The organism is Planctobacterium marinum (assembly GCF_020687805.1).
Lineage (GTDB): Bacteria > Pseudomonadota > Gammaproteobacteria > Enterobacterales > Alteromonadaceae > Planctobacterium > Planctobacterium marinum.
Genome location: NZ_JAJEWQ010000001.1, coordinates 994,568 through 1,020,112, shown reverse-complemented (window position 1 = coordinate 1,020,112; position 25,545 = coordinate 994,568). Strand labels below are relative to the sequence as shown.

Annotated in this window: 19 protein-coding genes; 16 read left to right on the top strand and 3 right to left on the bottom strand. The window is 48.3% G+C overall.

Features of this window, described 5'->3' with window-relative positions:
- Positions 1-377: 377 nt before the first annotated feature.
- The 10 genes from LJ740_RS04595 to LJ740_RS04550 all read left to right on the top strand — a co-directional run bounded on the left by LJ740_RS04595 (position 378) and on the right by LJ740_RS04550 (position 17,099).
- On the top strand, positions 378-1,826 hold the full coding sequence (locus LJ740_RS04595) for an NAD-dependent succinate-semialdehyde dehydrogenase (RefSeq protein WP_229527864.1): 1,449 nt from the start codon (positions 378-380) through the stop codon (positions 1,824-1,826).
- 17 nt (positions 1,827-1,843) lie between these two features.
- Positions 1,844-3,130 carry a 4-aminobutyrate--2-oxoglutarate transaminase gene (gene gabT / locus LJ740_RS04590; RefSeq protein ID WP_229528045.1) on the top strand — a complete coding sequence of 429 codons (1,287 nt, stop codon included), beginning with the start codon at positions 1,844-1,846 and terminating at the stop codon, positions 3,128-3,130.
- 36 nt (positions 3,131-3,166) lie between these two features.
- A complete protein-coding gene (gene pdxR, locus LJ740_RS04585; protein WP_229527863.1) occupies positions 3,167-4,981 on the top strand; it encodes a MocR-like pyridoxine biosynthesis transcription factor PdxR in 1,815 nt (604 codons plus the stop codon).
- A 99-nt stretch (positions 4,982-5,080) separates the two neighbouring features.
- On the top strand, positions 5,081-5,950 hold the full coding sequence (locus LJ740_RS04580) for a carbon-nitrogen hydrolase family protein (protein WP_229527862.1): 870 nt from the start codon (positions 5,081-5,083) through the stop codon (positions 5,948-5,950).
- Between the two features lie 106 nt (positions 5,951-6,056).
- The gene (locus tag LJ740_RS04575; RefSeq protein ID WP_229527861.1) at positions 6,057-8,477 is read left to right on the top strand and encodes a TonB-dependent receptor; all 2,421 of its coding nucleotides are present in this window, start codon (positions 6,057-6,059) and stop codon (positions 8,475-8,477) included.
- A gap of 43 nt (positions 8,478-8,520) precedes the next feature.
- Positions 8,521-10,230, top strand: coding sequence for a tetratricopeptide repeat-containing sulfotransferase family protein (locus LJ740_RS04570; RefSeq protein ID WP_229527860.1), 1,710 nt, complete (start codon positions 8,521-8,523; stop codon positions 10,228-10,230).
- A 44-nt stretch (positions 10,231-10,274) separates the two neighbouring features.
- Positions 10,275-12,119: a serine hydrolase gene (locus LJ740_RS04565; protein WP_229528044.1), complete on the top strand. Its 1,845-nt coding sequence runs from the start codon at positions 10,275-10,277 to the stop codon at positions 12,117-12,119.
- Positions 12,120-12,151: 32 nt separating this feature from the next.
- On the top strand, positions 12,152-13,339 hold the full coding sequence (locus tag LJ740_RS04560; RefSeq protein WP_229527859.1) for an MFS transporter: 1,188 nt from the start codon (positions 12,152-12,154) through the stop codon (positions 13,337-13,339).
- A 137-nt stretch (positions 13,340-13,476) separates the two neighbouring features.
- Positions 13,477-15,654, top strand: a complete 2,178-nt coding sequence (locus tag LJ740_RS04555; protein ID WP_229527858.1) for a beta-lactamase family protein — start codon at positions 13,477-13,479, stop codon at positions 15,652-15,654.
- A 527-nt stretch (positions 15,655-16,181) separates the two neighbouring features.
- Complete coding sequence (locus LJ740_RS04550) at positions 16,182-17,099, top strand: LysR family transcriptional regulator (protein WP_229527857.1); 918 nt, start codon at positions 16,182-16,184, stop codon at positions 17,097-17,099.
- A 15-nt stretch (positions 17,100-17,114) separates the two neighbouring features.
- Here the strand turns inward: LJ740_RS04550 and LJ740_RS04545 are convergent, their stop codons facing one another.
- Entirely contained in the window at positions 17,115-17,993 is an 879-nt protein-coding gene (locus tag LJ740_RS04545; protein ID WP_229527856.1) for a LysR substrate-binding domain-containing protein, read from the bottom strand.
- Between the two features lie 133 nt (positions 17,994-18,126).
- Between LJ740_RS04545 and LJ740_RS04540 the strand changes: the two genes are divergently transcribed.
- From LJ740_RS04540 to LJ740_RS04530, 3 genes are read left to right on the top strand one after another with little or no spacing between them, the layout of a single operon-like run.
- On the top strand, positions 18,127-18,741 hold the full coding sequence (locus tag LJ740_RS04540) for a glutathione S-transferase family protein (RefSeq protein ID WP_229527855.1): 615 nt from the start codon (positions 18,127-18,129) through the stop codon (positions 18,739-18,741).
- Positions 18,722-19,114: a nuclear transport factor 2 family protein gene (locus LJ740_RS04535; RefSeq protein ID WP_229527854.1), complete on the top strand. Its 393-nt coding sequence runs from the start codon at positions 18,722-18,724 to the stop codon at positions 19,112-19,114. Before LJ740_RS04540 ends, LJ740_RS04535 begins: the two co-directional genes overlap by 20 nt.
- Before the next feature lie 12 nt (positions 19,115-19,126).
- Positions 19,127-19,351 (top strand): tautomerase family protein, encoded by a 225-nt coding sequence (locus LJ740_RS04530; protein ID WP_229527853.1) that lies wholly within the window; start codon positions 19,127-19,129, stop codon positions 19,349-19,351.
- A gap of 91 nt (positions 19,352-19,442) precedes the next feature.
- Here the strand turns inward: LJ740_RS04530 and LJ740_RS04525 are convergent, their stop codons facing one another.
- Positions 19,443-21,482 (bottom strand): SDR family oxidoreductase, encoded by a 2,040-nt coding sequence (locus LJ740_RS04525; protein ID WP_229527852.1) that lies wholly within the window; start codon positions 21,480-21,482, stop codon positions 19,443-19,445.
- Positions 21,483-21,667: 185 nt separating this feature from the next.
- Between LJ740_RS04525 and LJ740_RS04520 the strand changes: the two genes are divergently transcribed.
- Together LJ740_RS04520 and LJ740_RS04515 are read left to right on the top strand one after the other, a co-directional pair.
- Positions 21,668-22,900, top strand: a complete 1,233-nt coding sequence (locus LJ740_RS04520) for a hypothetical protein (protein WP_229527851.1) — start codon at positions 21,668-21,670, stop codon at positions 22,898-22,900.
- Between the two features lie 14 nt (positions 22,901-22,914).
- On the top strand, positions 22,915-23,682 hold the full coding sequence (locus LJ740_RS04515; RefSeq protein ID WP_229527850.1) for a transglutaminase-like domain-containing protein: 768 nt from the start codon (positions 22,915-22,917) through the stop codon (positions 23,680-23,682).
- 77 nt (positions 23,683-23,759) lie between these two features.
- On the opposite strand, the gene LJ740_RS04510 is transcribed toward LJ740_RS04515, so the two are convergent.
- Positions 23,760-24,803, bottom strand: coding sequence for an alkene reductase (locus LJ740_RS04510; protein WP_229527849.1), 1,044 nt, complete (start codon positions 24,801-24,803; stop codon positions 23,760-23,762).
- Positions 24,804-24,961: 158 nt separating this feature from the next.
- On the opposite strand from LJ740_RS04510, the gene LJ740_RS04505 reads away from it, so the two are divergent.
- Positions 24,962-25,543, top strand: coding sequence for a TetR/AcrR family transcriptional regulator (locus LJ740_RS04505; RefSeq protein WP_229527848.1), 582 nt, complete (start codon positions 24,962-24,964; stop codon positions 25,541-25,543).
- The last annotated feature ends 2 nt before the right edge of the window (positions 25,544-25,545 follow it).

Sequence of the window (25,545 nt, the reverse complement as noted above, 5' to 3'; positions counted from 1 at the left end):
AGGATGGTCAATGGCGTAGTAAAAAACTGTAATAGCAACATAGTGGCATTCCTTCGATAAATTTACAGAAAAAATAGCCAGTACCGTGCCAATTTGTAAGTCATTGAAAATAAACGAATAAATATTTTTCGTCTCACTGGGAAAGTGTCCGCGGACAGAAAAAGTGTCCGCAGCGGACACTTTTAATACTCCAAATCCAGGGCTATTTAGCCATACATAGAAGTTTTTTAAGCCAGGGTATTTTTGCCCTGGTATGTCATGCGGAGTGATATAAAGTTTTAATTGGATAAAACATTAAGTTGAAAGTTTTGTATTTTATCTGTTGCCTGATCCCGCTCTAATTCACCTATTCGCAATGACATGACAGGTGAAACACAATGCGTTTGCATGATGATGCATTACTCAAACACTTTTCTTATATCAACGGCAGCTGGCACAGCAGCAATACTCAGCTCCCGGTAACCAATCCGGCTTCCGGTGAAGTTATCGCCCGGGTACACAACGCTGACGTTGAACAAACTGAACTGGCGGTAAAAAGCGCCAAAGCAGCCTTTGCTGACTGGTCAAAAACCTCTGCTAATGAGCGTGCTGCTTTGATGCAAAAATGGTACGCCCTGATGATGCAGCATCAGGACGATTTGGCGCAGATTCTGACTGCTGAGCAGGGTAAACCTCTGGGTGAAGCTCGCGGCGAAATCGCTTATGGTGCGGCATTTATTCAATGGTTTGCTGAAGAAGCTAAGCGGGTTTATGGCGACACTATTCCGGCGCCCTCCGGTGACAAGCGCATCCTGGTGATTAAGCAGCCGGTGGGTGTGGTGGCAGCCATTACTCCCTGGAATTTCCCGAATGCCATGATTTCCCGTAAAGCCGCTGCAGCGCTGGCGGCTGGTTGTACCTTCGTGGTGCGTCCGGCAACACAAACACCTTTGTCGGCGCTAGCCATGGCTGAATTGGCCGAAAGGGCAGGCATTCCTGCGGGCGTGTTTAACGTGGTGGTGGGCGATGATGCCAGAGGCATGGGCAAAGTGCTGACCCAGCATCCCGACGTGGCCAAATTTACTTTTACCGGTTCTACTCAGGTGGGTCGTCAGTTGATATCCCAATGTGCAGAAGGCATTAAAAAGGTCTCCATGGAGCTGGGCGGCAATGCGCCGTTTATTGTCTTTGATGATGCCGATATTGACGCGGCGGTACAGGGCGCACTGGATTCCAAATACCGCAACGCCGGGCAAACCTGTGTCTGTACTAATCGTATTTTTGTACAAAACAAGGTTCTTGAGGCTTTCACTGAAAAGTTTGTAAAGGCGGTTAAAGCTTTAAAAGTTGGCGATGGCATGTCTGAAGGCACACAAATTGGTCCCATGATTTCCTCGCAGGCGGCGGAGCAGGTGCAGGATTTGGTCATTCAGTCGGTGGCGCAAGGGGCGAAAGTGGTTGCCGGTGGAACCACGCCGCAACGCAATTTTTACCAGCCGACAGTGTTAACGCAGGTGCGCAATGACATGCCAATTGCCTGTAACGAAATATTCGGCCCGGTATCGCCCATTATTGCCTTTGAAAATGAAGCCGATGTGCTCGCCATGGCGAACGACACTGAATATGGCCTGGCAGCCTATTTTTACGCGCGCGATATCGGCCGGATCTGGCGTGTCGCGGAAGGGCTGGAATTTGGCATGGTGGGTATCAATGAAGGGCTCATCTCTAATGCCGCTGCGCCATTTGGCGGTGTAAAGCAATCAGGCAATGGCCGTGAAGGCTCCCGCTATGGCCTGGATGATTATCTGGAAATTAAGTATTTGTGTCTTGGAGGAATCAACCTATGAACCCGCTAAATGAAACAGTGACAAACCAGTCATTACAACAACGCAAAAGCAAGGTATTTGCCCGTGGTCAGGGCAATGTTTATCCGGTATATGTTGAGCGTGCGAAAAATGCCGAAGTCTGGGATGTGGAAGGCAATCGCTATATTGATTTTGCTACCGGTATCGCTGTGTGTAACACCGGTCACAGTCATCCTGATGTAGTGGCGGCGGTAAGGGCACAAAGCGAAAAGTTTAGTCATACCTGTATTATGGTTAACCCTTATCAGGTGGGTGTTGAGCTGGCAGAAAAACTGGTGGAAATAGCGCCTGGCGATTCGGAGAAAAAAGCCATTTTTGTCTCAACCGGCGCTGAAGCAGTAGAAAACTGCATCAAGATTGCCCGGGCTTATACAGGTCGCAGAGGCGTGATTGCCTTTAACGGTGGTTTTCACGGCCGTACTAACCTGGCGATGGCACTGACCGGAAAAATCACGCCTTATAAAAACCTGTTTGGTCCCTATATGGCGGAAGTGTTTCACGCACCATTCCCCTGTGATTTACACGGTGTCAGCACAGAGCAGGCGATGAAAGCGTTACGCACCCTGTTTAAGGTAGATATCGCCCCTCAGGACGTAGCAGCAATAATTATTGAGCCAGTACAAGGCGAGGGCGGTTTTTACGCTGCACCGCCGGCATTTTTGCAGGCGCTGCGCAACCTGTGTGATGAGGAAGGAATTGTACTGATTGCCGATGAAATTCAGTCGGGCTTTGGCCGTACCGGCACTATGTTCAGCATTGAAAAGGCCGAAGTTGAGCCGGATTTGATCACCATGGCAAAAGGCATTGCGGGTGGCTTTCCACTGGCGGCTGTGGTGGGTAAAAGTGAGATTATGGATGCGCCACTACCCGGTGGTTTAGGGGGCACTTATGGCGGGTCGCCGGTAGGTTGTGCGGCGGCACTGGCGGTATTGGATGTGATTGCAAAAGAAAACCTGATCGCCAGAGCGAACCTAATTGGTGAGCAGTTCGCTACTCGCCTTAAGGTACTGCAATATGAATTTCCGGCGCTGATCTCTGATGTACGTCATCAGGGCGCTATGATTGCTATGGAGCTTTGCCTTGACGGAGACGCTGAGCAACCCAACGTTGCACTAACTCAGGCGCTCATCGCAGGGGCTGCGCAGCAAGGATTGATATTGTTGGCCTGTGGTTTTTATGGCAATGTAATCCGGTTTTTGCCTGCCCTGACCATCTCAGATGAGGTGCTACAGGAAGGACTGGATGAGTTTGACAGCCTGTTTTGCAGGTTGGCTAAGAAAATTTAAATCAAAAGATCACCGTGGGGGAGATAGCAAAACATTATGATCAATCGTTTGATTCATATCGACCCCACCAGTGATGAAAGTCTGCAGGGGCAGATTAGACAAAAGTTGGTGGAAGGGATACTGGTTGGATCTTTTCGACCTGGTGCCAAATTACCTTCCAGTCGCAAACTGGCGGAACAACTGGGGGTGTCCCGCAATACCGTGGTTCTGGTCTATCAGACCCTGATGGAAGAAGGCTATATCGTCACCCGGGACCGCAGCGGTATCTTTGTCAGTGAAGATATCGCCAGGCGTAATGTGTTGGCAACACCGCCTTCTTTATTTAATCATCAGTCGCGAGACAATGCGCATCGCTTTAAAGGCGCCATTGCCAGTACGACGTCGGTATCCAGTCCACAAAACTGGCAAAGCTATAGCTACCCCTTTATTGATGGCAAATACGACTCATCGTTATATCCGGTCAAAGAGTGGCGGGAGGCTAACAGTAAAGCCAACGCCACCAAAGAAATTGTGCAGTGGTCGAAGTTGCAGGGGTTTGAAGATGATCCTATGTTACTGGATGAGATCCGCAGCAAAATCTTGCCCCGGCGCGGTATACAGGCAGAGCGGGAAGAAATTCTAATTACCACGGGGGCACAACAGGCTTTGCATCTGGTCACTGAACTGTTTGTCGACAGTAGCATCACAGTGGCCGTAGAGGAGCCTGGCTACCCCAAAATGCGCGACTTGCTGTTGAAAAATAACGCCTCGCTTGTTTATCAGCCTGTGGATGAAAACGGTATCCTGGTGGATGACCGACTCAATAATTGCGACATTTTATACACAACGCCCAGCCACCAGACTCCCACCAGTGTGACTATGTCAATGGACCGTCGGGATGCCCTGTTAAACAAGGCGTCGGAGCAGGATTTACTGATCATCGAAGACGACTTTGAGTTTGAAAGTAATTTTCTGGGGCAACCTCATCCGGCATTGCGCAGTCTGGACAGAGATAATCGGGTGGTTTACGTATCCTGTTTGTCTAAGGTATTAGTCTCCGCCTCGCAAATTGGCTTTATTGTGGCGGACTCTGGCGTGATTGCTGAACTTAAAAAATTGCGGCGTCTGTTTACCCGCAATCCGCCGTTATCCAGTCAGCGCACAGTGGCCTATTTCCTGGCATTAGGTCATTACGATGCCTACATGATGCATTTGCACAAGCTGTTTTTTGAACGTTGGTTGACCCTGAGAGAGGCCCTGAATATTTATTTGCCTAACTGTGTCAATACCGGTCCCACCCAAGGCGGCACAGCCTGGTGGATCACTGGCCCTGAAACCCTGGACGGTGAGCACTTGCGGCAAAAAGCTGCGGAAGAAGGCATACTCATTGAGCCGGTTAAACGCTACTTTGCACAACAGCAGGCGCCTGAAAACTGTTTTCGCATGGGCATTACCAGTATTGAAAATAACAAGATCCGCGCCGGTGTGGAAAAGCTGGCCGATCTGATCCATCAACTCACCGCTAAACACGAAGAAAAACTCAGCAATGCCAAAGGTAAGCTGCTGGACGAAGCCGCATTGCACAAGGTGCTGCCCGGCGTGCAACTGGAATGTGAAATGGTGTATGGCGTGCTATGTGAGATTGAACTCTGGCCAGATGGCAGTATGACGGGCCGTACCGGTGGACTGGACCCGGAAGTGGATTCCGGTGTCTGGTGGATAGAAAATGGTATGTATTATCGTCGCTGGGAATTGTGGGGCTATGGTGAAACCAAAGGCTATTATGTCATTCTGGATGGCGATGAAATGAAATGGTTTGATCAGCACTATTGTTTCGTCAGGCAGTTGCAGGTGAAAGGTTATCCGGCATAACTGGCACCATACTCAGAATGCAACTGGTACTATTGTTTTTGTCAGGATGCCCCTAAAGTGGACCCATAGTCTTGATGAAAACCGCTCTGAGAAGAACTTATGACTCATTTTTCTGTTGCAGGATTGCAACTGGCCCTATCCAACGGCAATAACCTGGCACATATACAACAACAGGTGGCACTGACTAAAAAACGCTTCCCCTGGCTGGATATGATGGTGTTGCCTGAACTGGCCGTCCACGGCACAGATCCCGCGAATGCGGAAGCCTTGCCCGGCAATACCGAAGCGCAGTTATGCCAACTGGCCCTGGAGCAAGATGTATGGCTGGTGGCTGGCTCGTTATTCGAGCGGGATGAGCAAAAGATATACAACACCTGTTCAGTGATCAATCGCAATGGTGACGTGGTGGCTCGTTATCGCAAAATATTTCCGTTTTATCCTTACGAAAAAGGCGTTAGCTGCGGCGAGCAGTTTGTGGTGGTGGATGTTCCTCAGGGGCGCATCGGTATTGCCATTTGTTACGACCTGTGGTTTCCCGAAATGGCCAGAACCCTGGCAAGTATGGGCGCAGAATGCCTGATATATCCCACCTTAACTGGCACCATCGACCGACATCTGGAAGTGGCTATGAGCCAAACCACAGCCGTGCAGCAGCAAAGCTATGTGTTATCGATAAATTGTGCCGGTGAGCTGGGCAACGGGCGCTCAGTCGCTGTAGGGCCCGAAGGCGATATTTTGCATCAGGCCGGTGAAAATCCGGAAATTATGCCAATTGAAATTGATTTTGAGCGGGTACGCCGTTGCCGCGAACGCGGTGTTCTGGGGCTGGGCCAGCCGCTAAAGAGCTTTCGTGACAATACGGTTCGCTTTGCTCCTTATCAGGCTGAAAAAGCGGCGTTGTCCGGATTAAATGAGTTGGGCAAATTGCAAATGCCCGGCGAAAAGCAAAATACAGTTGAGAAAAAATAACACCTTACTGGACCAATTTGTCATCGCAAACTGGTACTAGTGAGATTTTTAACTCTGTTCTAGGCTGCGAGTGACTGTACAAAAATAACACCAATGGGATAACACTATGAAAACCGTCACATTCAAAAAATCACTACTGACCAGCGCAGTTTCCTCCGCGCTTCTGCTGGCAGGTACACCTGCAGCCTTTGCTCAGGAAGCCGAGGCTGAAAAAGGAAAACTTGAAGTTATCGAAGTGACAGCAAACCGTCGTGCGCAATCAATTCAGGATATTCCTTACAATATTTCTGCAGTATCCGGCGAAGAACTGGCCAATGCACAAATTGTCGATGCTTCTGAAATGATGCGTGGTGTAGCGGGGATTACCGTCGTTGATCGCGGTTATCGTAACTCCGGCACGGTGAACGGTGTGATTATCCGTGGTGTTAACGTGGATAATGGCGCGAACGGTGATGTGCCCTTATCTGCGGTGCCTACCGTGGCGACTTATGTTAACGAGACACCTTTATACGCCAACTTTATCCTGAAAGATGTGGAACAGGTAGAGGTGTTACGCGGTCCGCAGGGCACCCTGTACGGTTCCGGTGCGTTGGCCGGCACGGTGAAATACCGCATGAACAAACCGGATACCTCGGAATTTTCTGGCTCAGTAGGCCTGAATTACGGTCAGACAGATGGCTCAGATGGCCATAATTTGGGCGCTGATGTGTTGGTGAATATTCCCATTAGCGATAAAGTCGCAGTAAGAGCGAACTTTGGCAAAATCGATAACGATGGCATCGTGGATTACACCACCTTGTACCAACTGGACCAAAATAATTACGCACCAGCTGCGCAAAATGGCGATATTGCCGCAGGTGGACCTATATTCACCAGTAAAAAAGATGCTGACACCGTTGATATTGATTACGGGCGGGTTTCAGCTTTGTTTGAAATCAGTGATAACGCTACCTTACTGGCGTCACACCAATTTCAGGAAGATAAGATCGGCGGGCGTCGTCAGGTAACGCGCGGCACTCACTGGACCACAGGCACAGAACAAGCTTATGGTGAATATGAAAATGGTGCGGTGCAACTGGAACCATCAGAGCGAGATGTATCATTATCAGCACTGGAGCTGGAGTGGAACCTCGGGTTTGCCACGCTGACTTCCAGCGTATCTCGCTATGATCACAGCGGTGAGGCGGTCAGTGATAACACCGGTTTTTATGCTAAAAACGCCTGGTTTACCGGCCTGTATTACGGCTCACCCCGACCTATGGCCCAGGCTGTGCGTGGTTATGATGAAGAAGCGACAGTAATGGAAGTGCGCCTGGTGTCAAACGAGCGGGTCAACAATATTGACTGGGTGGCTGGCGTTTATCGCATGGACCAGGATGCTACCGTGTACCAGGACAGCTATATGCCAGGCTATCAGGAGTGGGCTGGCGCAGCATTTAGCTGGTGGGACACCATGGGCGATTTTGGCATGGTTTACACCGACAATGATTTTCATTATGTGCGCAATGTCGAATTTAAAGATAGTGCCTTGTTTGGCGAGCTGACTTATCACTTCTCTGATGAGTTTCGCATGGTAGGTGGTTTGCGCTACTTTAAGACTGAAACCCAAAATGACACAGAGCTGTCCTTACCTATCTGGCCATTTTTGGGGGGCGATCCCAGTTTCTCTGATGATGAAAATGGCACGCTATTCAAGGTCAATGCGTCCTATGATTTAAGTCAGGATACCATGTTGTACGCGACTATTTCTGAAGGTTTCAGACGGGGTGGTGCTAACGCTGTACCCCTGTCAGGCAGTCTGGAAGAGCGTGCAGAATGGCAAAGTTACGACTCTGACAGTACCACTAACTATGAAATCGGTCTGAAAGGCACATTACTGGACAATCAACACAGCTACACCTTGTCTGCCTTTATGATGGACTGGCAGGATCCGCAATTAAACACGGCGTCCTACTGGGGCTTCTTTACTGTCGCCAACGGTGAATCAGCGGAGACCCGGGGGCTGGAATTAGAATTACAAGGCTACCTGAGTCCAGAGTGGCACTACGTGTTAGGTTATGCCTTTGTGAAAGGCGAGTTAACCGGTGATTTTTATGCGCCATCAGGAATTTCCAGCGAATCGCCCACCTATCTGGTGGCAGCCGATGGCGCTGAGCTACCCTTAACACCGGAGCACACCTTAAGTTTTGCCATCGATCATACTTACACACTGGATAACGGTATGTATCTGGTTTCCAGAGCCAATATGTATTATCAGTCTGATTCGGTGAACTGGTTGGGTGATAGTCCTAAACATCAGGCCGACATTGATGGCTTTGCACTATTTAATGCCAGTATGAGTTTGATGGCGGATGACTGGAGCGTGTCTTTGTACGTGAAGAATATCACTAACGAAGAGGGTGTTACCGGTTTAATCACAGAATCGCATATGGGTACGGAGCCCTCAGAGGCTTTCCTGGCAAATTCCTCGAAAGACTATATTAGTTTGCCCAGAACCATTGGTTTGAGTGCCACTTATCGGTTTTAATTGAGCATTTTCTTCATGTGTCGTGCGTGGGAGCAGGAGGTCAGTGGCAACACTGGCTTTCCTGTTTTTTATCGCGAATAATGTGAATTCTCAAAGCAGGCGGTTTATATTGCAGTTTTCATCATCTTCAGAATCTCTTCTACCAAATACGCCAGCGCTTGAAGCGGCGCTGGATGATGTCTGGGAAATCATAAATCGACAGCAAGCGAAACCTGCGCGTCAGGCCTGTGATCATCTTATCGCACGTTGCTCTGGTTCAGCAGACGTTTGGTTTGCCAGCAGCTTTTTAGCCTTTCAGATGCAACAGTTTGAACTGGCATTACAGCACATTGAACCCGCCATTGAAATTGAACCGGAAAATGAACGCTGGCAATTGCACAAAGCTCATACTTTGTTGCGTATGCAGTGTCGCACAGACGCCAACTACTTACTGGATGAGTTGCTGCATGTTCAATCATCTTCTTTGGATTTCTACACTGAATTAGCATTAATACTCAATGGCCTGCAACGCTACAACGAAGCAAAGGCACGGTATCAGAAAGCGTTAGCATTAGTGGATTCTGAATCGCCAGAAAATACCGGAATACGGGCGCAACTGTTGTTTAACCTGGCGTCGGTGCAGCGTTATCTGGGGGATATTGATGCTGCTGAAGCTTCGCTGGACAAAGCTCTGCAACTGAATCCTCTGGATACGGAAGCGCAATTATTGCGTTCGGGGTTGCGCAAGCAAACTCATGAGAATAATCATATTACTGAGTTAGAGTCGGTACTGGCTAAGACGTCAGGCCAATTTTTACCTGCGGCTCAGGTGTGTTATGCACTGGCGAAAGAGCTGGAGGATATGGGTGAATATGACGACAGCTTTACAGCCTTGCAACAAGGGGCCAACGCCCGGCGCAGTATCATGCAATATGATGTCACCAGAGACGAAGCAATTCTAACGCAATTAGCCACCCAGTTTGATGCTGATTGGTTTGATTACACTGCAGATACCGTTGCCGGTTACGAAAATGACGAAGCTATTTTTATTCTGGGTTTGCCCAGAACCGGCTCTACGCTGGTGGAGCGTTTGTTAAGTCAGGACCCTCAGGTGTACATTGCCGGTGAGCTGAATAACTTTGCATTGCAAATGATGCAGAAGGTTAAAGCACAGGGACACCAGGCCAGAAGCCCCCAGGAACTGATACGGCAATCTGGGAGCATCGATTTTGCGACATTGGGACAGTCGTACATCGACAGTACCCGACCTGAAACCGGCCACACCCGGCACTTTATTGATAAGTTGCCGTTGAATTCATTGAACATGCCGTTGATCCATCGGGCATTACCCGGCGCGAAAATTGTTTATGTGCAACGCTCTCCGATGGATACCTGCTATGCCATCTATAAGAGCCTCTTTACCCATGGCTACCCCTTCTCCTATCAACTGGATGAACTGGCCCGATACTATGCGGCACATTACCGGTTAATGCAGCAGTGGCTGGCCTCAATGGGTAAAGCGGTTTATACCCTTAACTATGAAAAACTGGTGACTGAGCCTGAGCAGGAAGGGCACAAGCTATTTACCTATTGTAATCTGACCTGGCGCCAGGCATATGCGCAAACTCACCAGAACCTGGCTCCTTCAAGTACCGCCAGTGCAGCACAAGTTCGACAGCCTATTCATCAAGGCTCTGTGGATAAATGGCGTCGATATGAAGCGCACCTGCATCCTCTGCAACAGCAGTTACAAGCACTGGGAGTGCCTTGTTGATGCGGTTTTGGGTGTTGCTGATAAGGTCACTGTTTGTGCATAAAATGGCCCTGGCCGGGATTGGAATAGCATGGTTCTCGTTAAGCGTTTACAGCGCCGCGGCTTTCGCGGCTGATAATCCGCTTGCAGCAAATAAGGCAGGTAGGCTTGTTGCAGAAAACTTGCTATTAGCGGATATCACAGACTCTGCGCCTCGTACTATGGCAATGTTTAATTTGCCGGTACACAGCAACATCCCGGTTACGCTAAAAAGCGGTAGCATCAGGCTTCAGCCCGATGTCAGCAAGGCAAATATTAACATTCATTCACAGCCCGAAGACTACCTGTATTCACAAAACACTTCTCCGCCCAGCTTTGGTGACAAGCGCCAAGTGTTGCCAGAAATGCAATTGGACTTTCGTATCCTGGCAGAAGATGCGCCGCAACCCGCAGGCGGTGTTCATGCCAATCGGCGTTACCACATAGTACCGGTTAACCGCCAATTACAGGAAACTCAGCACCCAACATGGGATTATATTTTGGGTGTAGGAAATGTGGTGCAATTGTCTGAGCAAAGTCCGCAGTTACAGATTGCCCTGCCTTTTGCTCTGGTAGAAAAAAATCAAAATTGTGTGCACAACGGGGCGCTGTTTCTGGATATTACGCTGGGCACTGAACTAAGCACTTTTTATTATCAAATTAGCTCAGAAACCTGTGGTTACTTTCAGGCTGATTTTTGGGGAAAAGGTCAGGTTGTTCTGCAGCACAGCGAGTTCAGCACAGAAATACCCTCCATGGCTGATAGCCCTGTGTTAGCGGAAACCAATCCAAAAATCAGGCCATTGCAGCATTTGGCAAACCATGCCCAGGAAATGGATTTTGCTCGATTGCAGCTACAGCATCTTATTCCAGAGCAGGCCTTATCTGCGCTGGGCGTGATTTATCAGGGGGAGCATTATGCCACACCTTGTATGACAAGGGCCGGTGTGTATCCGTTTTGTGAGCAGTTGGTGTTGCCTTCCTATTCACTGGCTAAATCCATATTTGCTGGTTTATTAGTGATGAGTTTAGAACAGAGCTACGGTGATATTTTGTCTATCCCGGTGACGCAGTGGATTGCACAGTGCCGCACGGCAGCCAATATCGACAAATGGCAGGGAGTCACCGTTGGCCATTTGCTGGATATGAGTACCGGGAATTATCAGTCACGCCAACACGGTGTCGATGAAGGTGGCAGCGATAGTTCTGGTTTTTTTAGCGTTGCCAGCCATGAGCAGAAATTACAATATGCCTGCAATCAATTTCCTCGCCAATCCACGCCAGGCACTGAGTTTGTCTACCACACCAGCGATACCTATTTGTTAGGCGCTGTACTACAGGCCTGGTGGCAGGATAAAAGCGCTAATGCAGACGCAGATGTGTTTCGCGATGTGCTGGTAAAGCGCATTTTTGCTGCGGCGCAGCTGAGTGAGTTGGCCCAAAAGAGCCGACGCTCTCAGGGAAGTACTGAGCAACCGTTTGCCGGATATGGCTTATTCCTTCTGCCCGGCGATTTTCACAAACTGGCGGATTTTATACAGCAACAGTGGCAAAACCCTGCTGCTACTGCAGCGCTGCTGCATTCAGACATGCTGTCCGACACCTTGCAGCCCCACGTTCACAACACCCTGGCCACTGAGTTTGCCAATATCCGTTATAACAACAGTTTTTGGGCTTACAACCTGAAACCCATTTTGGGCTGTGAGCAAGATAATTATGTGCCCTACATGATGGGCTATGGTGGATTGGCGCTGGTGTTTCTGCGCCCGGATTTGCAGTTTTATTATGTCAGTGATGGGCATCAATACAATTGGCGTGACGCCGCCATCGAACTCAACAAGTTAGCGGATATTTGCCGCATTAACATATAACAATAACAGGAGAGACAAGGGTGGAGCAGACATTGACAGAAAATCAGAATCCCGACAAACCTTGGTATGTGGCAGCCAATGGCATTGCCGCCAGTGTATTTTTGGCCTTTCTCACCACTGCCGGTATTTTTTATATCAATATCATGCCTGCCGTTGTTAGTGGTCTGGTGGATGGACTAGGTTTTACCAGTCAGCAGGCGGGCTATGTCAGTTCGGCGAATCTCTATGGTGCATCAGTAGGCGCATTGGCGGCGGTGTTTGCTATTAAGCACATTCGCTGGCGGTTGTGGTCATTCGGGCTGATGTTGGCGATTTTGTTAATTGATTTTAGCTCCACTTTTATTGCTCAACCGCTGGCTATGATTGCTCTGCGGGGCTTACATGGCTTGTTGGGCGGTTTATTGGTGGGGATCGGGTTTGGCATTATTTCCCGCACTACTGATCCGGATAAAACCTTTGGATATCTGCTGTTTATTCAGTGGGGGTTGGGCGGCCTGGGGCTGATGTATTTGCCCGGTCTGGTGCCTGAATACGGCACCAGCGTATTGTTTTATGCACTTATGATGTTTACTGCAGTCAGTCTGGTAATGTTGATATTCCTGCCGGATTATCCGGTTAACAGCCAAATTAAATCCGAACATAAGGGACCTAAATTAGCCCTTATGAAGCTGCCTAACTTGTCTTTGTTAGTATTGGTATTGACCGCAATCTTTTTATTTCAGGCCGCCAATATGGGCTTATTTGCTTATATGATCGCCATTGGCAGAGAAGAAGGCTTGGCCATTGAATTTATGAGCCCTTCATTAGGAGCTGCCAGTTGGGTGGCGCTGGTGGGCGCGTTTCTGGTTATGATTTTAGGCTCCCGATACGGGCGAATGCTGCCCCTTACCGTTGGTATTCTGGTGACGGCCGCGTGTACCTGGGCATTGCATTTTAGCGAGATCGCTTCGGTGTATTTGTATGGCAACATCATTATCGGGGTGGGCTGGGCGTTTGTCTTGCCTTACTTGTTTGGCATCTGCTCGGAACTGGACAAGGCCGGACAATATGCGGCGATGGGCGGTTTTGCTTCCAAAATGGGCCTCGCCTCCGGACCTTTGGTGGGAGCTTTATTGTTACGCAATGAAGTCTATGGCCCGCTCATTAATGCCGCTACAGTAGGACTGCTGCTTTGCCTGGTGTTTGCCTTTAGACCCGCCATTTCACTGGATAGGAAGTAATCTACCAACTTCGATCATTCCGCCCTGTGAAAACCCGGGCACCTTTCTGGTCCAATCGAAACGCTTAATCTGGCTCTATTTGATTTCGTCTTTGTGATTAATATTTGTTCAGGCATAAAATGAACAAAGGTAAGAAAATGAAAGCAACGATAAAATACCTTGTGCTGGCTTCGGCATTCGTGTCACTGTCAGCGACCGCTGAACAAGTGTTTCTGGAAGACTTTCAGGATGCCAATGCCAACGGCTGGACAATGTCTGGCAATGGCGGCAATCTGGTGACAGTCTATGCAGGTAACTATTCCTTACGCCTAACCCGTGCCCGTACCGCCACTCAAAGTGTTTCCACAGCAGGCTACAGCAACGTCAATGTGAGTATCGAAATGGCTGCCAGTTCGTTGGAAGGCAGCGACAAATGCATTGGTGAAGTCAGCAGCAATGGCGGTACTAGTTGGCAAACAGTAGTACAGGTGGTGGACGGTCAGGATAATGGCGTGACCTTATACTCCGGCAGTTACAGCAATGTGGCACTGGATGATAATAGTGCGTTACAGGTGAGAGTGCGGGCCGCCGGCAACTGGACCAACGATTATTGCTGGGCTGACAACATCAGTATTACCGGTGAGCAACAAACCAGCCTCTACGACAGCCTGAATGGTACTGGCAATGTCAGTCGCAGCGCCATGACCTACAGTACTTTATTTTCTGGTTACACCAGCTTAACTGACTTCTCTGCCTTTGCCGTTCCGGCGCAAGCTAAAAACCCAACTCATCAGTTTTCCGGTGAGCTGGAATTGTTAAACGAAAGTACCACTGGTAATTTGGTGGAGCAGGGTACCAGTCTGGCGGGCTCTTACACAGATCCGGAACATTTACCCGAATTCAGTTTTGAGTTTGTTCAGCACGGAACGCACCTAATTCCGGTAGAGCGAGGTCTGATCGCCACCAGTCATCCGGCCTGGTCTTATATTATTGAGCCTGGTCGCGTCTGGCAGGAAAACAGCGACAATAATTATTCACGGGTCGCCTTGCCATTTGCATTACAGGAAAACGGCGCAAACTGTACCCACAACGGGGTCATGACCTTTCTGTTTAAAGACGATGGCTCGGTATCCAATGTTGCCTATCAAATTGCTTCCGAAACCTGTGCTTATTTTAAATTTAACAGTTGGGGGATTTTAGGTGCGCAATATGCACCATACGCCGTTACCGGCGCACAACAACTGCAGGTGGATTACGAAGCTGAAGTCGCCAGTCGTATGCCGGTTAAGCCTGTATCCGAGCTGGACAACGATTATCCTACTGCAAACCTGCAGGTATCTGTGATTGGTAGTGAACAATCAGCCACCCATAGCAGCGCCTTTGGTGTTGTGGTGGATGGTACGCATTACACCGGCGGATGTGAAACCCGTTACGGCAGTTATCCCTATTGCGACGTTATGGCACTACCGTCTTATTCCACCGCGAAATCGGTAGTGGGTGGTATTGGGCTTATGCGCCTGGAACACAAATACGCCGGAAGTCAGAAAGATGTCTCGGTGGCTAACTGGGTGTCTTCCTGTGGCGGCTCTCAGTGGAGTGATGTTACCCTGGAGGATACATTGGATATGGCTACCGGTAATTACGATTCAGATGCATTTCAGGCAGATGAAGCCTCTACCGGTATGTTAAATGGATTCTTTTTAACCTATACCGACAGTCAGAAATCCAGTTTCTCCTGCAGTTACAGCCGCAAAGCCACGCCCGGCACTAAATGGGTGTATCACACTACAGACACTTATATATTAGGCAAGGGGATCAATGCGCTTTATCAGGCCTGGGAGGGCAGCGGTGCGGAATTTTATGCAGATATGCTGGTGGAAGAATTGTGGAAACCATTGGATTTGAGTCCGGTTACCTATACCACGTTACGCACTTTTGATACTGCGGCACAGGCCTATACCGGCTATGGCTTAACCTATCATCGCGATGATGTCGTAAAACTGGCTGAGTTCCTGAACAAGGACGATGGCAAAATTAACAGCGTCACTATGTTAGATCCCACATTGCTGGCTGATGCGATGCAGCAAACCAGCAACCGTGGACTGGATGCGGGCAGCAGTATCGATAAGTATCAGAATGGATTTTGGGGCTGGAATGCGAAGCAGGCTCTGGGTTGCAGCAATGATACCTGGATCCCATACATGTCCGGTTATGGAGGAATCGGTATTGTGATGTTGCCTGGTGATATCAATTATTATTTCTTCAGCGATAATCACGAGCATACTTTTGTGAACACAGTGATTGAATTAAATAAGATTTATAACTTCTGTAGTTAATCAACATCAGCTTCATGTTGTAAGTTATGGCGGCCTGCGGGTCGCCTTTTGTGTGTGGTTTCACATAATCTATTTTTGGTTGATGGCATATTAAAAGAATGTTGTTTGCAGAAAGTGCTAACTTCAACGTCTTTTGTTGTAATGTCGGAGCGCCGACAGCGCCTCAAGGGATGTTGTCTGCGACACCCCTTAAGAAACCCCCGCAGCCCTTGACGCGCAAAAGCAAAACCTCCGCTTTCAGAACAACAGTGACCATCAATGACAGTATGTCCCTATACTGGCATTGATTGAGATATCTTCCCTGATATCTCTAACTGTTGTTTCTTCTGAAAGCGGAAGTTATAGCGCCTAAAAGGGAACCCCGGAAAGGCACTTCGAACATAGAATTGTAGTGATTTTTAGAACGAACTAATTGTAAGTTGATTTAATTTCAACATGATACAAGGAAAACTTCTCACCTCCTTGATTTATAGAGCGATGGGCTTCAAAATCAAACTAAGTATATTCAGTTTTAAGATGTTAAAACATTGAAACGTTCTTCGGTTATTCCTAAACCCATCACAGAGTACGATTTACGGCTGCTGCGTATTTTTAAAACCGTGGTTGAAAGCGGTGGTTTTGCGGCGGCAGAGTCCAGTCTAAATGTCACGCGTTCCACCATCAGTGTTCATATGTCGAATCTGGAAACCCGAATGGGACTGACCTTGTGTCGTCGTGGGCGTGGGGGCTTTGCGCTGACTGAAGAAGGACAGCAGGTGTATCATGCGGCATTGACGCTGTTTGACTCCATGACGGATTTTTCGTTTCTCGTGAGTAATCTGGGCAAAGCCATGAGTGGCGAGCTGGTGATACTCTGTTCGGACCAGCTGTCCGGTGAATACCAAAAAAAGCTCGCCAGAGTCATCGCTAAAATTAATCAACAAGCTGGTAATTTGCATCTGGTGCTGGACATCGAATCATTGGCTAACATTGAACAAGCCTTGTTGGCTGATAAAGCCCATGTTGGCCTGATCCCGCCGTATCACAATATCGACGGACTGGAGTATGCGCCGCTGGTATCTGAGCCCATATTCCTGTGTTGCGGCAAAGATCATCCACTGTTTTCAGTGTTGGATTCGGATATTACTGAAACAACATTGGAGCAACAACAGGCTATTCATCCCGGGATTGAAATTGATCACATGGGGCAAGAGCAGTTGCGACATCTCAATTTGTCTGCGAGGGCTTATCAGTTTGAGACCCGAAAGGTGATGGTGATGTCAGGTTGTTATCTGGGTTATTTGCCACAAAGCCAAATCCAACAGGAGTTAAATCGCGGTGAAATTCGACTGATAAAACCAGATAAGCTGAACTATGATTTTAACCTGTCACTGGTAACGAAAAAATCTGCCAGGGAAAAGAAAAAAGTGCAGTTTGCTAAAGAGAGCTTTGCAGCTGAGTTTTAAGTAAATTAAGTCCTGTTAACCTGATTTGGCGAACCAGTTTTGAATAAATTCAATAAATTTAGACAGCGCTGGCGGCAAGTGTTTTCTGTTGGGATAGAGGGCGTACAGGGTGAGCTTAGGTTTAGGTTGTTCTTTTAACACTTCCTGCAAGCGACCACTGTCTAATCCCGGTTTGGCCACAAAGCCGGGCAAAAAGGCCAGACCTAGCCCGGCTTCCACGGCGTCGCGAATCATTAGCGTGTTATTGGCCTTTAGGTTGCCCTTGATATTGATGCCCTGTGCCACCGGCCATACCTTACCACCTTTGAAATAACTGTATTCAAAGCAGTTGTGCTGAGTGAGATCCTGGACAGTTTTAATCGGGGCGTGGGTTTTTAAATATTGCGGTGCAGCACAAATATGATAATCAAACGCTTTTAAAGGTTTGCCAACATATCCCGAATCCAGTAACTGACTACTGGCGCGAAAACCAAGATCAAAACCGCCTTCCAATAAATCCACACTTTCGTCTCCCAAATGAATGTCCAGCTCAACATCGGGATAAGTGCGCATATAGTCGGCGATGACCAGGCTCAGGTCCGTCAGACCTAATACCATGGGCATATTGATGCGTAATTTTCCGCGCATACTATTTTGACTTTGCTGCACATAGGCATCAGCTTCATTAACCTGAGCTAAAATCTGTCGGCAACGCTCCAGATAACCTTCTCCAACAGGCGTTAACTGAATCTTGCGGGTAGAGCGGTGCAGCAGGCGGGCACCAATGTCCTGCTCCAGTTTCTGAATTTCTTTGCTCACCATTGAAGCGGTGGAATCAATTTCTTCTGCCACTGCAACAAAGCTGCCCAGTTCGGCCAGACGACTAAACAGAAACATGCCCCGTAATTTATTCATTAGCCTTGTGCGATAGATTTAATTGATTCCATTTTGGCACTAATGCAATTCCATTTGTAGTGTTTTTGTTGTTGGGTTTGCAGCGCAAACTGTCCCTACAGCAATTAAGCTGATTAACCTGGAGAGTAATGCAATGTATACCCTTTACTATGTGCCTGATTCCTGTTCATTGGCAACCCATACCATTCTGAAATTACTGGGGCAAACACCCAGACTCAAGTCTGCAAAATCACTATCAGATTATGAAACCGTTAATCCCACGAAAATGGTGCCAGCTTTGGCAACAGGCGAGCGACTTTACACCGAGGGTGCGGCCATTATCTTGCATTTGCTGGATAATCATCCAAACCCATTGATGCCAGTGAGTGGTGAAGCGAGACAGACGGCAATTGAGTACATGATGTTGGCAAACGCCAGTATGCATCCGGCTTACAGCCGATTATTTTTTGCGGCAAATCACATTCAGGATGAACAGGTACGCCTTGAATTTTTCAATGCCGCCGCCCAGGCCATCAATCAATTGTGGCAAGTAGTGGAAGCTAAGCTGGGTGAAGGGCCTTATTTGCGGGGAACTGAATTATCTCCGGCAGATGTGCTACTAGCAGTGTATTCCCGCTGGGGGCAGTTTTTCCCGGTGGATATCCGCATCGGTGAAAAAGCGCAGCGCATGATTCAACAGGTGTTAGAACATGACGCTTTCCAGACGGCGTTGGCAGAGCAAAATAAGGATGCTGAAAGTGTTGGCTGAACAATCTGAAGCTTTATCAATGCCTGAAGCTGAAAGCCAGATCCGAGAGATTGTTCAGCACTATTTCGAAGGACTGCATTTTGCCAATACCGGGTTGCTACGCACTCTGTTTAGTGAAGACTGTGTGCTCAAGGCACCGGGCATTCGCCGGGACCTCAATCAGTGGTTGGCGCGGGTGGAAGATCGTCCGGTTCCGGCTGAAACAGGTGCGGCCTTTGATTATCAAATACTGACGCTGGAAATTATTGGTGAACAGGCAATGGTTAAGGTGTTATGTCCTTTGCTGGATGATGTGTTTATCGATTTTCTGGGGTTACTAAGGGAAGACGGGCAGTGGCGTATCGTCAATAAAATGTACGCAGATAAACCTTAAAGGAGGTAAAAAATGCCATACGTAAATATTCAAATTACCAAAGAAGGTGGAGAAAATGGGCAAGGGATCAGCGCAGCGCAAAAAGCGAACCTGATCAAAGGCGTCACCGAGTTGTTACAGCGGGAGATTCACAAAGATCCGGCTACTACCCATGTGGTGATCAGCGAAGTAGAGCTGGCCAATTGGGGTGTTGGAGGATTGCCGGTAGAGGCGTATCGACAAGCTCTGAAAGGGTGACTCTCATATCAAAAAAGGTGCGGCTCTTTCGAGCAGCACCTTTTAAATTGTATGTGGAATATCTGTAGAGTTTGCCTGTGCAGGCATTCCGTCAGGTATGGTAACCGCGCAGCAGGTTGTCCACGGCTTCCAGTGTCTCCTTGTCCAGCTTCAGGCGTTGCAATGCGTCCATCGCTTTATCGGCGATAGCATGCTTATCATCTTCAACCGGTTTGGCCGATGCTGAGGCTTTGGCGGCTTCTGAGTCATCGGTTAACTGATACAAAGTGGAGAATACCAGGTGGTTTAATTGCGGAGCCAGGATACCCAACTGTCTGATGATGGTGCCCGTCATGGTGTTAACCTCTGCAGGGCGATTGATCAGCGCGCTGTTAACCAGTTTTCCTGCCTGTTCAGTGGTTAACACATTAACACTTTGATATTGCGTTGTTGCGGCAATCATCTTAGTGCGTACCAGCGGCATGTGAACATTGGTAAACTGAATGTTGTCAGAGGCATATTCAAAGGCCGCAGTATTGGACCAGGCATCCAACGCGCTTTTTGAAGCGGTATAGGATGAGAATCTCGGGCTACCGGAACTCATGGCGGCAATGGTTGAAATATTGACGACGTGACCCGTTTTGCGCTCAACCATGGAAGGTAGCAGGTTCATAGTCAGACGAATAGCAGAGAAATAGTTGATTTGCATCACCCGTTCGAAGTCGTGGAAGCGCTCGTAGGTGAGTCTTAACGAGCGACGAATAGAACGGCCAGCGTTGTTGATTAAGATATCCACATGACCATGATCTTTCAGCACTTTCTCTGTTAGATCATCCAGGGAGTTGAGATCCGACAGATCGCAGGAGTAACTCACTGCATCACCACCCGCTGCTCTGATTTCTTCCACTGCGGCATCCAGTTTTTCCTGGGTTCTGGCTACCAGAATCACTTTGGCTCCAGCCCTGGCACAGTTGTCTGCCACTTCGCGGCCAATGCCTTCAGAACCGCCAGTAATTAATATGTGTTTTCCTTTAACCACGTCAGGCAGGTAGTGGGGTTTCAGGTACTCAGGATTGAGGTGCTGTTCCCAATAATTCCACAAGCGGCGGGCATAGGTTTTAAGTTGAGGACAATGGATATCACTGTCTTCGAGGGCGGCGAGGGTATTACTACAGTCGTATTCGGTAGTGAGGTATTCCGTTAGCATGACCTCTTTGGGAATTTTCAGGTTTTCCAATACCTGCATTTTCACGCCCTGAACAATGGCCTTGTTTTTCAGGAACATTCTGGGACCCGCAGGCAGAAAATCCAGTAGTCGCTCCGCTGGAATATCCAGCTTCATCGTTGGTCCTTTAGCGGCTTTCAGGAAGTTGTTGATTACCTTGCCGAAAGTCATGGGTTCTGGGTTGGTTAAATGAAAGCATTTACCGTCCAGATCCGGCTTGTGGCTGATGTGGTCAAGAGCGTCAGCGACGAAATCAACCGGCACTATATTGGTGGGGTTGCCGCGATAAACGGGCAAAGGCACCCAACGTGGCAGCATTTCAGCGATGGTATTAATCAGGTTAAAGAAGTAGTAAGGGCCATCAATCTTGTTAATCCAACCGGTCTTCGAGTTACCTACCACAATACCGGGGCGATAAATACGCCATGGCACGTTACACTCGGTACGCACCAGAGCTTCTGATTCATGTTTAGTTTGGAAGTAAGGGTTTTGCTCGACGCCCACGGCTTCTTCAAACATATTTTCTTTGAATACACCCGGATAGAAACCCGCGGCAACAATAGAACTGATGTGGTGAAAGCATTTTACATTGAGCTTTTCGGCCAGGGCGATGGCCTCTTTGGTGCCTGTTACATTGGCTTCTTTTTGCTGCGCCTGATCGGCAGTTAAGTCGTAAACGGCACCCAGGTGATAAAAGTGCTCGACGCTGTCAAGTTGTGCTGGGTCAACACCACACAACTTCTCGCCCAGGTCGCCGGTTACCGCAACTAACTTGTCTGCTGAGAGACCATGCTCAAAGCGCATTTTCTCTATTTTTTTCACTGATCCGGGTCGCACGAGCGCGAATATTTTTCCTTCTCGCTTGCTTAATGACGCTAAAAATTGCTGTCCTACAAAACCGGTGATTCCGGTAACAAAATAGTTCATGCCGCCTCTCATCTGATTACTTAGTATTATCGTTGTGTGTACGAGCTTAGCCCACTGAATTTAGTGTAGTTGGGAAACCCTGCATGTCCATTTTTACATTGAGTTAACAATAATTGCCAGTTTCTTCTGTGGCGGTTAGTGTGTATCCTCTGAAACACTTTAATAATGATTCAAGGAATGACTGTATGAAATCCCTATTTTGTACCGCTGTACTCTTGTCTGTTGTCAGCAGCAGTACGTTTGGCAAAGACCTGATTGATATCAATACCTTTCCCGAATGGTTTCAAAACGATATGCAACGAGAGCTGACAATCAGCGACAGTTCAACCATTACCATCGACGCGCTGGAAGTGAATGGCAAAGTGCCTGGTAAGGCGACATTGGCGGAGTCGGGAGACGGCTATTGGTACTACTTAATTGATATCGGTACCGGCTCGCCATTGGAGTGTTACAGTTTTACCAGTTTTGATGGTCCGGCAAATTCATTGTATGCGGTGGTCGAAGTAGGATTGTCTGGTGTCGAGGAACTGAATAAAAAGACCCTGTCTGGTCAATACAACATGGCCATAGATACCGGCGTTATCAACAACACGCCTTTTTTATCACTGGATACCCTGTACATTCTTGACGGTGAAAATAAGGAACGGGTTACCGGATTAATTAAGGGCTTATCCGCTGAGACGGAGCAAAGCCTGCAAGTGTGTATGCATAATGAGTTGGGGTACAGAGACAGTTTTTACCGGGTTTTTGAGTCCTTTGTGAAACTTTTCCAGAAATCGCCCTCAGGCAGTACCTTTTTTGAACCGGTATTCAGGTTGAGCTTTAACGGAATCCCCATCGGGTTTGGTTACGAAAGCCACTCAGTTGACCAGGACGGCGACATTAAAACCCACACCAAAACAGCACTGCTGACCCCTGTAGACGCTTCGAATGTTTCGCGCACTGACGGTGTCGATATCTCCTGGAGTACCGCGGAAGGTGCACTGATCAATGCCTCTACCCACACCATAGAAAACAGCACTCTGAACTCTCAGTTTGACCTCAGCCAATCCGAGGGTAAATGGCAAGTGGCAGGGGAAATGCAGGGCAAACCTGTCTCGGCGGTGTTATCCCATGAAGGCGCTTTGTTGTCAGACTATGGCAGTTACCTGGTATCACTGGATTTGCTGGACTCTGAACAGGGCCAGGTGTCACAGAGTATGTGGGTGGCAGAAGCGGACCCGGTAACAGTTACTGAAGTGAGCTTCAGTAAAGTAACTGATAATGAAGAGGCGAATTTGAAAATGGATATGGGGCCATTTGCCTTACAATTTTTGTCCGACAACAAGGGGATATTGCGCAAAGGCTCAATGGCACAAGGACCGGTGACACTGGACATTGAATTAATTTCGGTTGTTGGTGAGCCCGTGTTGCCATGAAGCGGAGTCTGTTGATGCTCGTTAGTTTGCTTGTCGGTACTGTTCATGCGGACACGCCGCCATTGCACCAGGTTCCGCTGCAGTTGGCACAAGGGTTATCTTTGCCGCTGCACAATCAGATTCAGTTTGAAATCGAAGTCAGTAACGTTGATAAAACGCTGTCCAGCTTCGATGGTTGGCAGCATGTGGTTGCCAGCAAAGGACAACACAATGTGCTGCAGATACGATTATCCAGCACACCACAGTACACCGGACCCGTTACCGACAGGTACTTGCTGAACAGTTTTGTGGTGGATTTTGATGAACCTGAAGTCAACGCGCTTGTGGCACAATTTAAAGCGGAGCACAGCGAGGCCGGATGGCAATTGGTGGATATAACCCGATTTGTAAGCCGTTATATTGACAACCCAACCTATGTACACAATTTTAATATTGCGTCTAAAGTTGCCGCTTCCCGCAGTGGTGATTGCACTGAATTTGCGGTGCTGACCGCCGCCCTGGCTCGTGCGCTGGGTATTCCTGCCAGAGTGGTACTGGGCACCGTCGTTATGGAAGAAGACGATTCGGTGAACTCCTTTGGTCACGCCTGGGTGGAAGCTCATCATCAAAACACCTGGCATACACTGGATGCTGCATTGTACCCGTCTGCTTCACAAACCATATTTTATTTGCCCTCGGGGGTACTGGAAAACGAGGGGCCAGGCTTCACCATGTCTGTGATCAACAGTATTAGTCAGATGCCGGTGAAAATCGCAAATCTGGGCAATGTGAATGCCGGATAAACCCAATTATTTCCCTTCTCAGAAACGAAAAACCAGGGCTAAATAGCCCTGGTTTGTTATTTTCGAACCTGTTCAGGTTAATACAACTCGGCCAGCATGGCTTCGTTATACTCGGTGAGTGCTTCACCGGTTTTCACCTTAGTAATATAATCCGGGTTGGCAATAAACGGGCGTCCAATGGCCAGCAAATCAAAGCGCTCTTCTTCAATTGCCTTGCTGCCCGTTTCGGCACTATAACCGCCAACACCCATCAGGGTATTTTTGTAGTGTTTGCGCACAAAGTCGGTGGCTGAACCGCCCAGATATTCAAATTCCATACTGTCATCAAATAAGCCCAGGTGCAGATAGGCAAGGTTGCGCTTTTCCAGCTCGGTCAACAGGTATTCAAATACGCCCCGATCATCTGGGTGACCCTGCATATTAAAGTAGGCACCCGGCGACACCCGCAAGGCAGTGCGTTCATGACCGATTTTAGCTACGATAGCGTCGACGACCTGTAATGGGAAGCGCGCCATATTTTCTGGCGAGCCGCCAAATTCGTCTTCGCGCTTGTTAGCATCATGGTGTAAAAACTGATCCAGCAGATAACCGTTGGCACCGTGAATTTCTACCCCATCAAAGCCTGCTTCAATGGCGTTCTCAGCCGCTTTGGCAAAATCCGCCACCAGTTGTGCGATTTCAACAGCAGAGGCGGGTTTAGGTACCTGATATTCCAGTTCTCTCATACGCGGTACGGTACCCTCAACTTTCTCGGCTGACGGGGCTAACACAAATTCGCCATCAAAGAAGTAAGGATGGGAAACCCGGCCACAATGCCAGAGTTGCAGGAATATCTTGCCGCCTTTGGCGTGAACCGCTTCAGTGACCTTTTTCCAGCCGGCAATTTGCGCATCAGTAAATATGCCTGGTGTATTGGGGTAGCCCTGACCATCGGCGCGGATAATCGTGGCTTCGGTAATGATCAAACCCGTTTCAGCACGGCGGGCATAATAATCTACTGATAATTGAGTGGGTACCAGATCATCATCAGCCATACAGCGGGTAAGTGGCGCCATGGCAATTCGGTTTTGAAGCGCAATGGTTTGGTTTAATGCAAAGGGGTGAAATAAGTTTTCAGTCATCTCGGTTCCGTCAGTTAATTTTGAATGCTCATTCAAGATACGCTTATTTGAATGGGCATTCAAGTAATATTTTGAATGTCCATTCAAATAAGAATACAATGTCACCTGGAAGTAGGGTAAATTGGCCTGAAATGGGTGTTGTAGCGAGTTGATTTGGTATGAGAAGTGCGGAGTTTGATAAAGAGCAGGTGTTAAGGGCCGCCATTGTGGCGTTTGCTACCAAGGGCTACAGTCAAACCAGTATGCTGGATTTAAAGAAAGCTACCGGCCTGCACCCTGGTTCTATTTATTGTGCTTTTGAAAACAAACAGGGCCTGTTGCTTTGTGCTTTGCAACAATACAGTGATGATCGCAGTAAAGAGTTTGTGCAACTCTTTGAAAATGCACCTTCTGTCAAAGAAGGGTTGCGCCGGTATCTCAATAAAACCGTACAGGATCTAACGCAACAGGGCCATCAGTGTGTTTGTTTATCGCAAAAAGCGCTCAGTGAAATGGCGCAGGTGAATCCTGTGGTGGAAAAAGCGGTAGCGGAAAATATCGCCGGGTGGCACCAGGGGTTTGTAAACGTGTTGCAAACAGCAATACAGCATAATGAAATTGACAGCAGCCGCTCAGCAGAGCAACGTGGTCGTTATCTGGCGATGGGTATCACCGGCCTGAGAATTTATGCTCAATCAAACAATGATCCCGGGCATTTAGCTGAACTGGCGCAACAGCTGTTGGAAGATGTATACCGCTGAAA

Excerpts from the sequence above, each read along its gene's own strand:
- LJ740_RS04510 (WP_229527849.1), bottom strand. The coding sequence starts at position 24,803 with ATGACTGAAAACTTATTTCACCCCTTTGCATTAAACCAAACCATTGCG.
- LJ740_RS04520 (WP_229527851.1), top strand. The coding sequence starts at position 21,668 with ATGAAATCCCTATTTTGTACCGCTGTACTCTTGTCTGTTGTCAGCAGC.
- pdxR (WP_229527863.1), top strand. The coding sequence starts at position 3,167 with ATGATCAATCGTTTGATTCATATCGACCCCACCAGTGATGAAAGTCTG.
- LJ740_RS04525 (WP_229527852.1), bottom strand. The coding sequence starts at position 21,482 with ATGAACTATTTTGTTACCGGAATCACCGGTTTTGTAGGACAGCAATTT.
- LJ740_RS04595 (WP_229527864.1), top strand. The coding sequence starts at position 378 with ATGCGTTTGCATGATGATGCATTACTCAAACACTTTTCTTATATCAAC.
- LJ740_RS04505 (WP_229527848.1), top strand. The coding sequence starts at position 24,962 with ATGAGAAGTGCGGAGTTTGATAAAGAGCAGGTGTTAAGGGCCGCCATT.
- LJ740_RS04515 (WP_229527850.1), top strand. The coding sequence starts at position 22,915 with ATGCTCGTTAGTTTGCTTGTCGGTACTGTTCATGCGGACACGCCGCCA.
- LJ740_RS04565 (WP_229528044.1), top strand. The coding sequence starts at position 10,275 with ATGGCCCTGGCCGGGATTGGAATAGCATGGTTCTCGTTAAGCGTTTAC.
- LJ740_RS04555 (WP_229527858.1), top strand. The coding sequence starts at position 13,477 with ATGAAAGCAACGATAAAATACCTTGTGCTGGCTTCGGCATTCGTGTCA.
- LJ740_RS04575 (WP_229527861.1), top strand. The coding sequence starts at position 6,057 with ATGAAAACCGTCACATTCAAAAAATCACTACTGACCAGCGCAGTTTCC.
- LJ740_RS04535 (WP_229527854.1), top strand. The coding sequence starts at position 18,722 with ATGCTGAAAGTGTTGGCTGAACAATCTGAAGCTTTATCAATGCCTGAA.
- LJ740_RS04580 (WP_229527862.1), top strand. The coding sequence starts at position 5,081 with ATGACTCATTTTTCTGTTGCAGGATTGCAACTGGCCCTATCCAACGGC.
- LJ740_RS04545 (WP_229527856.1), bottom strand. The coding sequence starts at position 17,993 with ATGAATAAATTACGGGGCATGTTTCTGTTTAGTCGTCTGGCCGAACTG.
- LJ740_RS04530 (WP_229527853.1), top strand. The coding sequence starts at position 19,127 with ATGCCATACGTAAATATTCAAATTACCAAAGAAGGTGGAGAAAATGGG.
- LJ740_RS04540 (WP_229527855.1), top strand. The coding sequence starts at position 18,127 with ATGTATACCCTTTACTATGTGCCTGATTCCTGTTCATTGGCAACCCAT.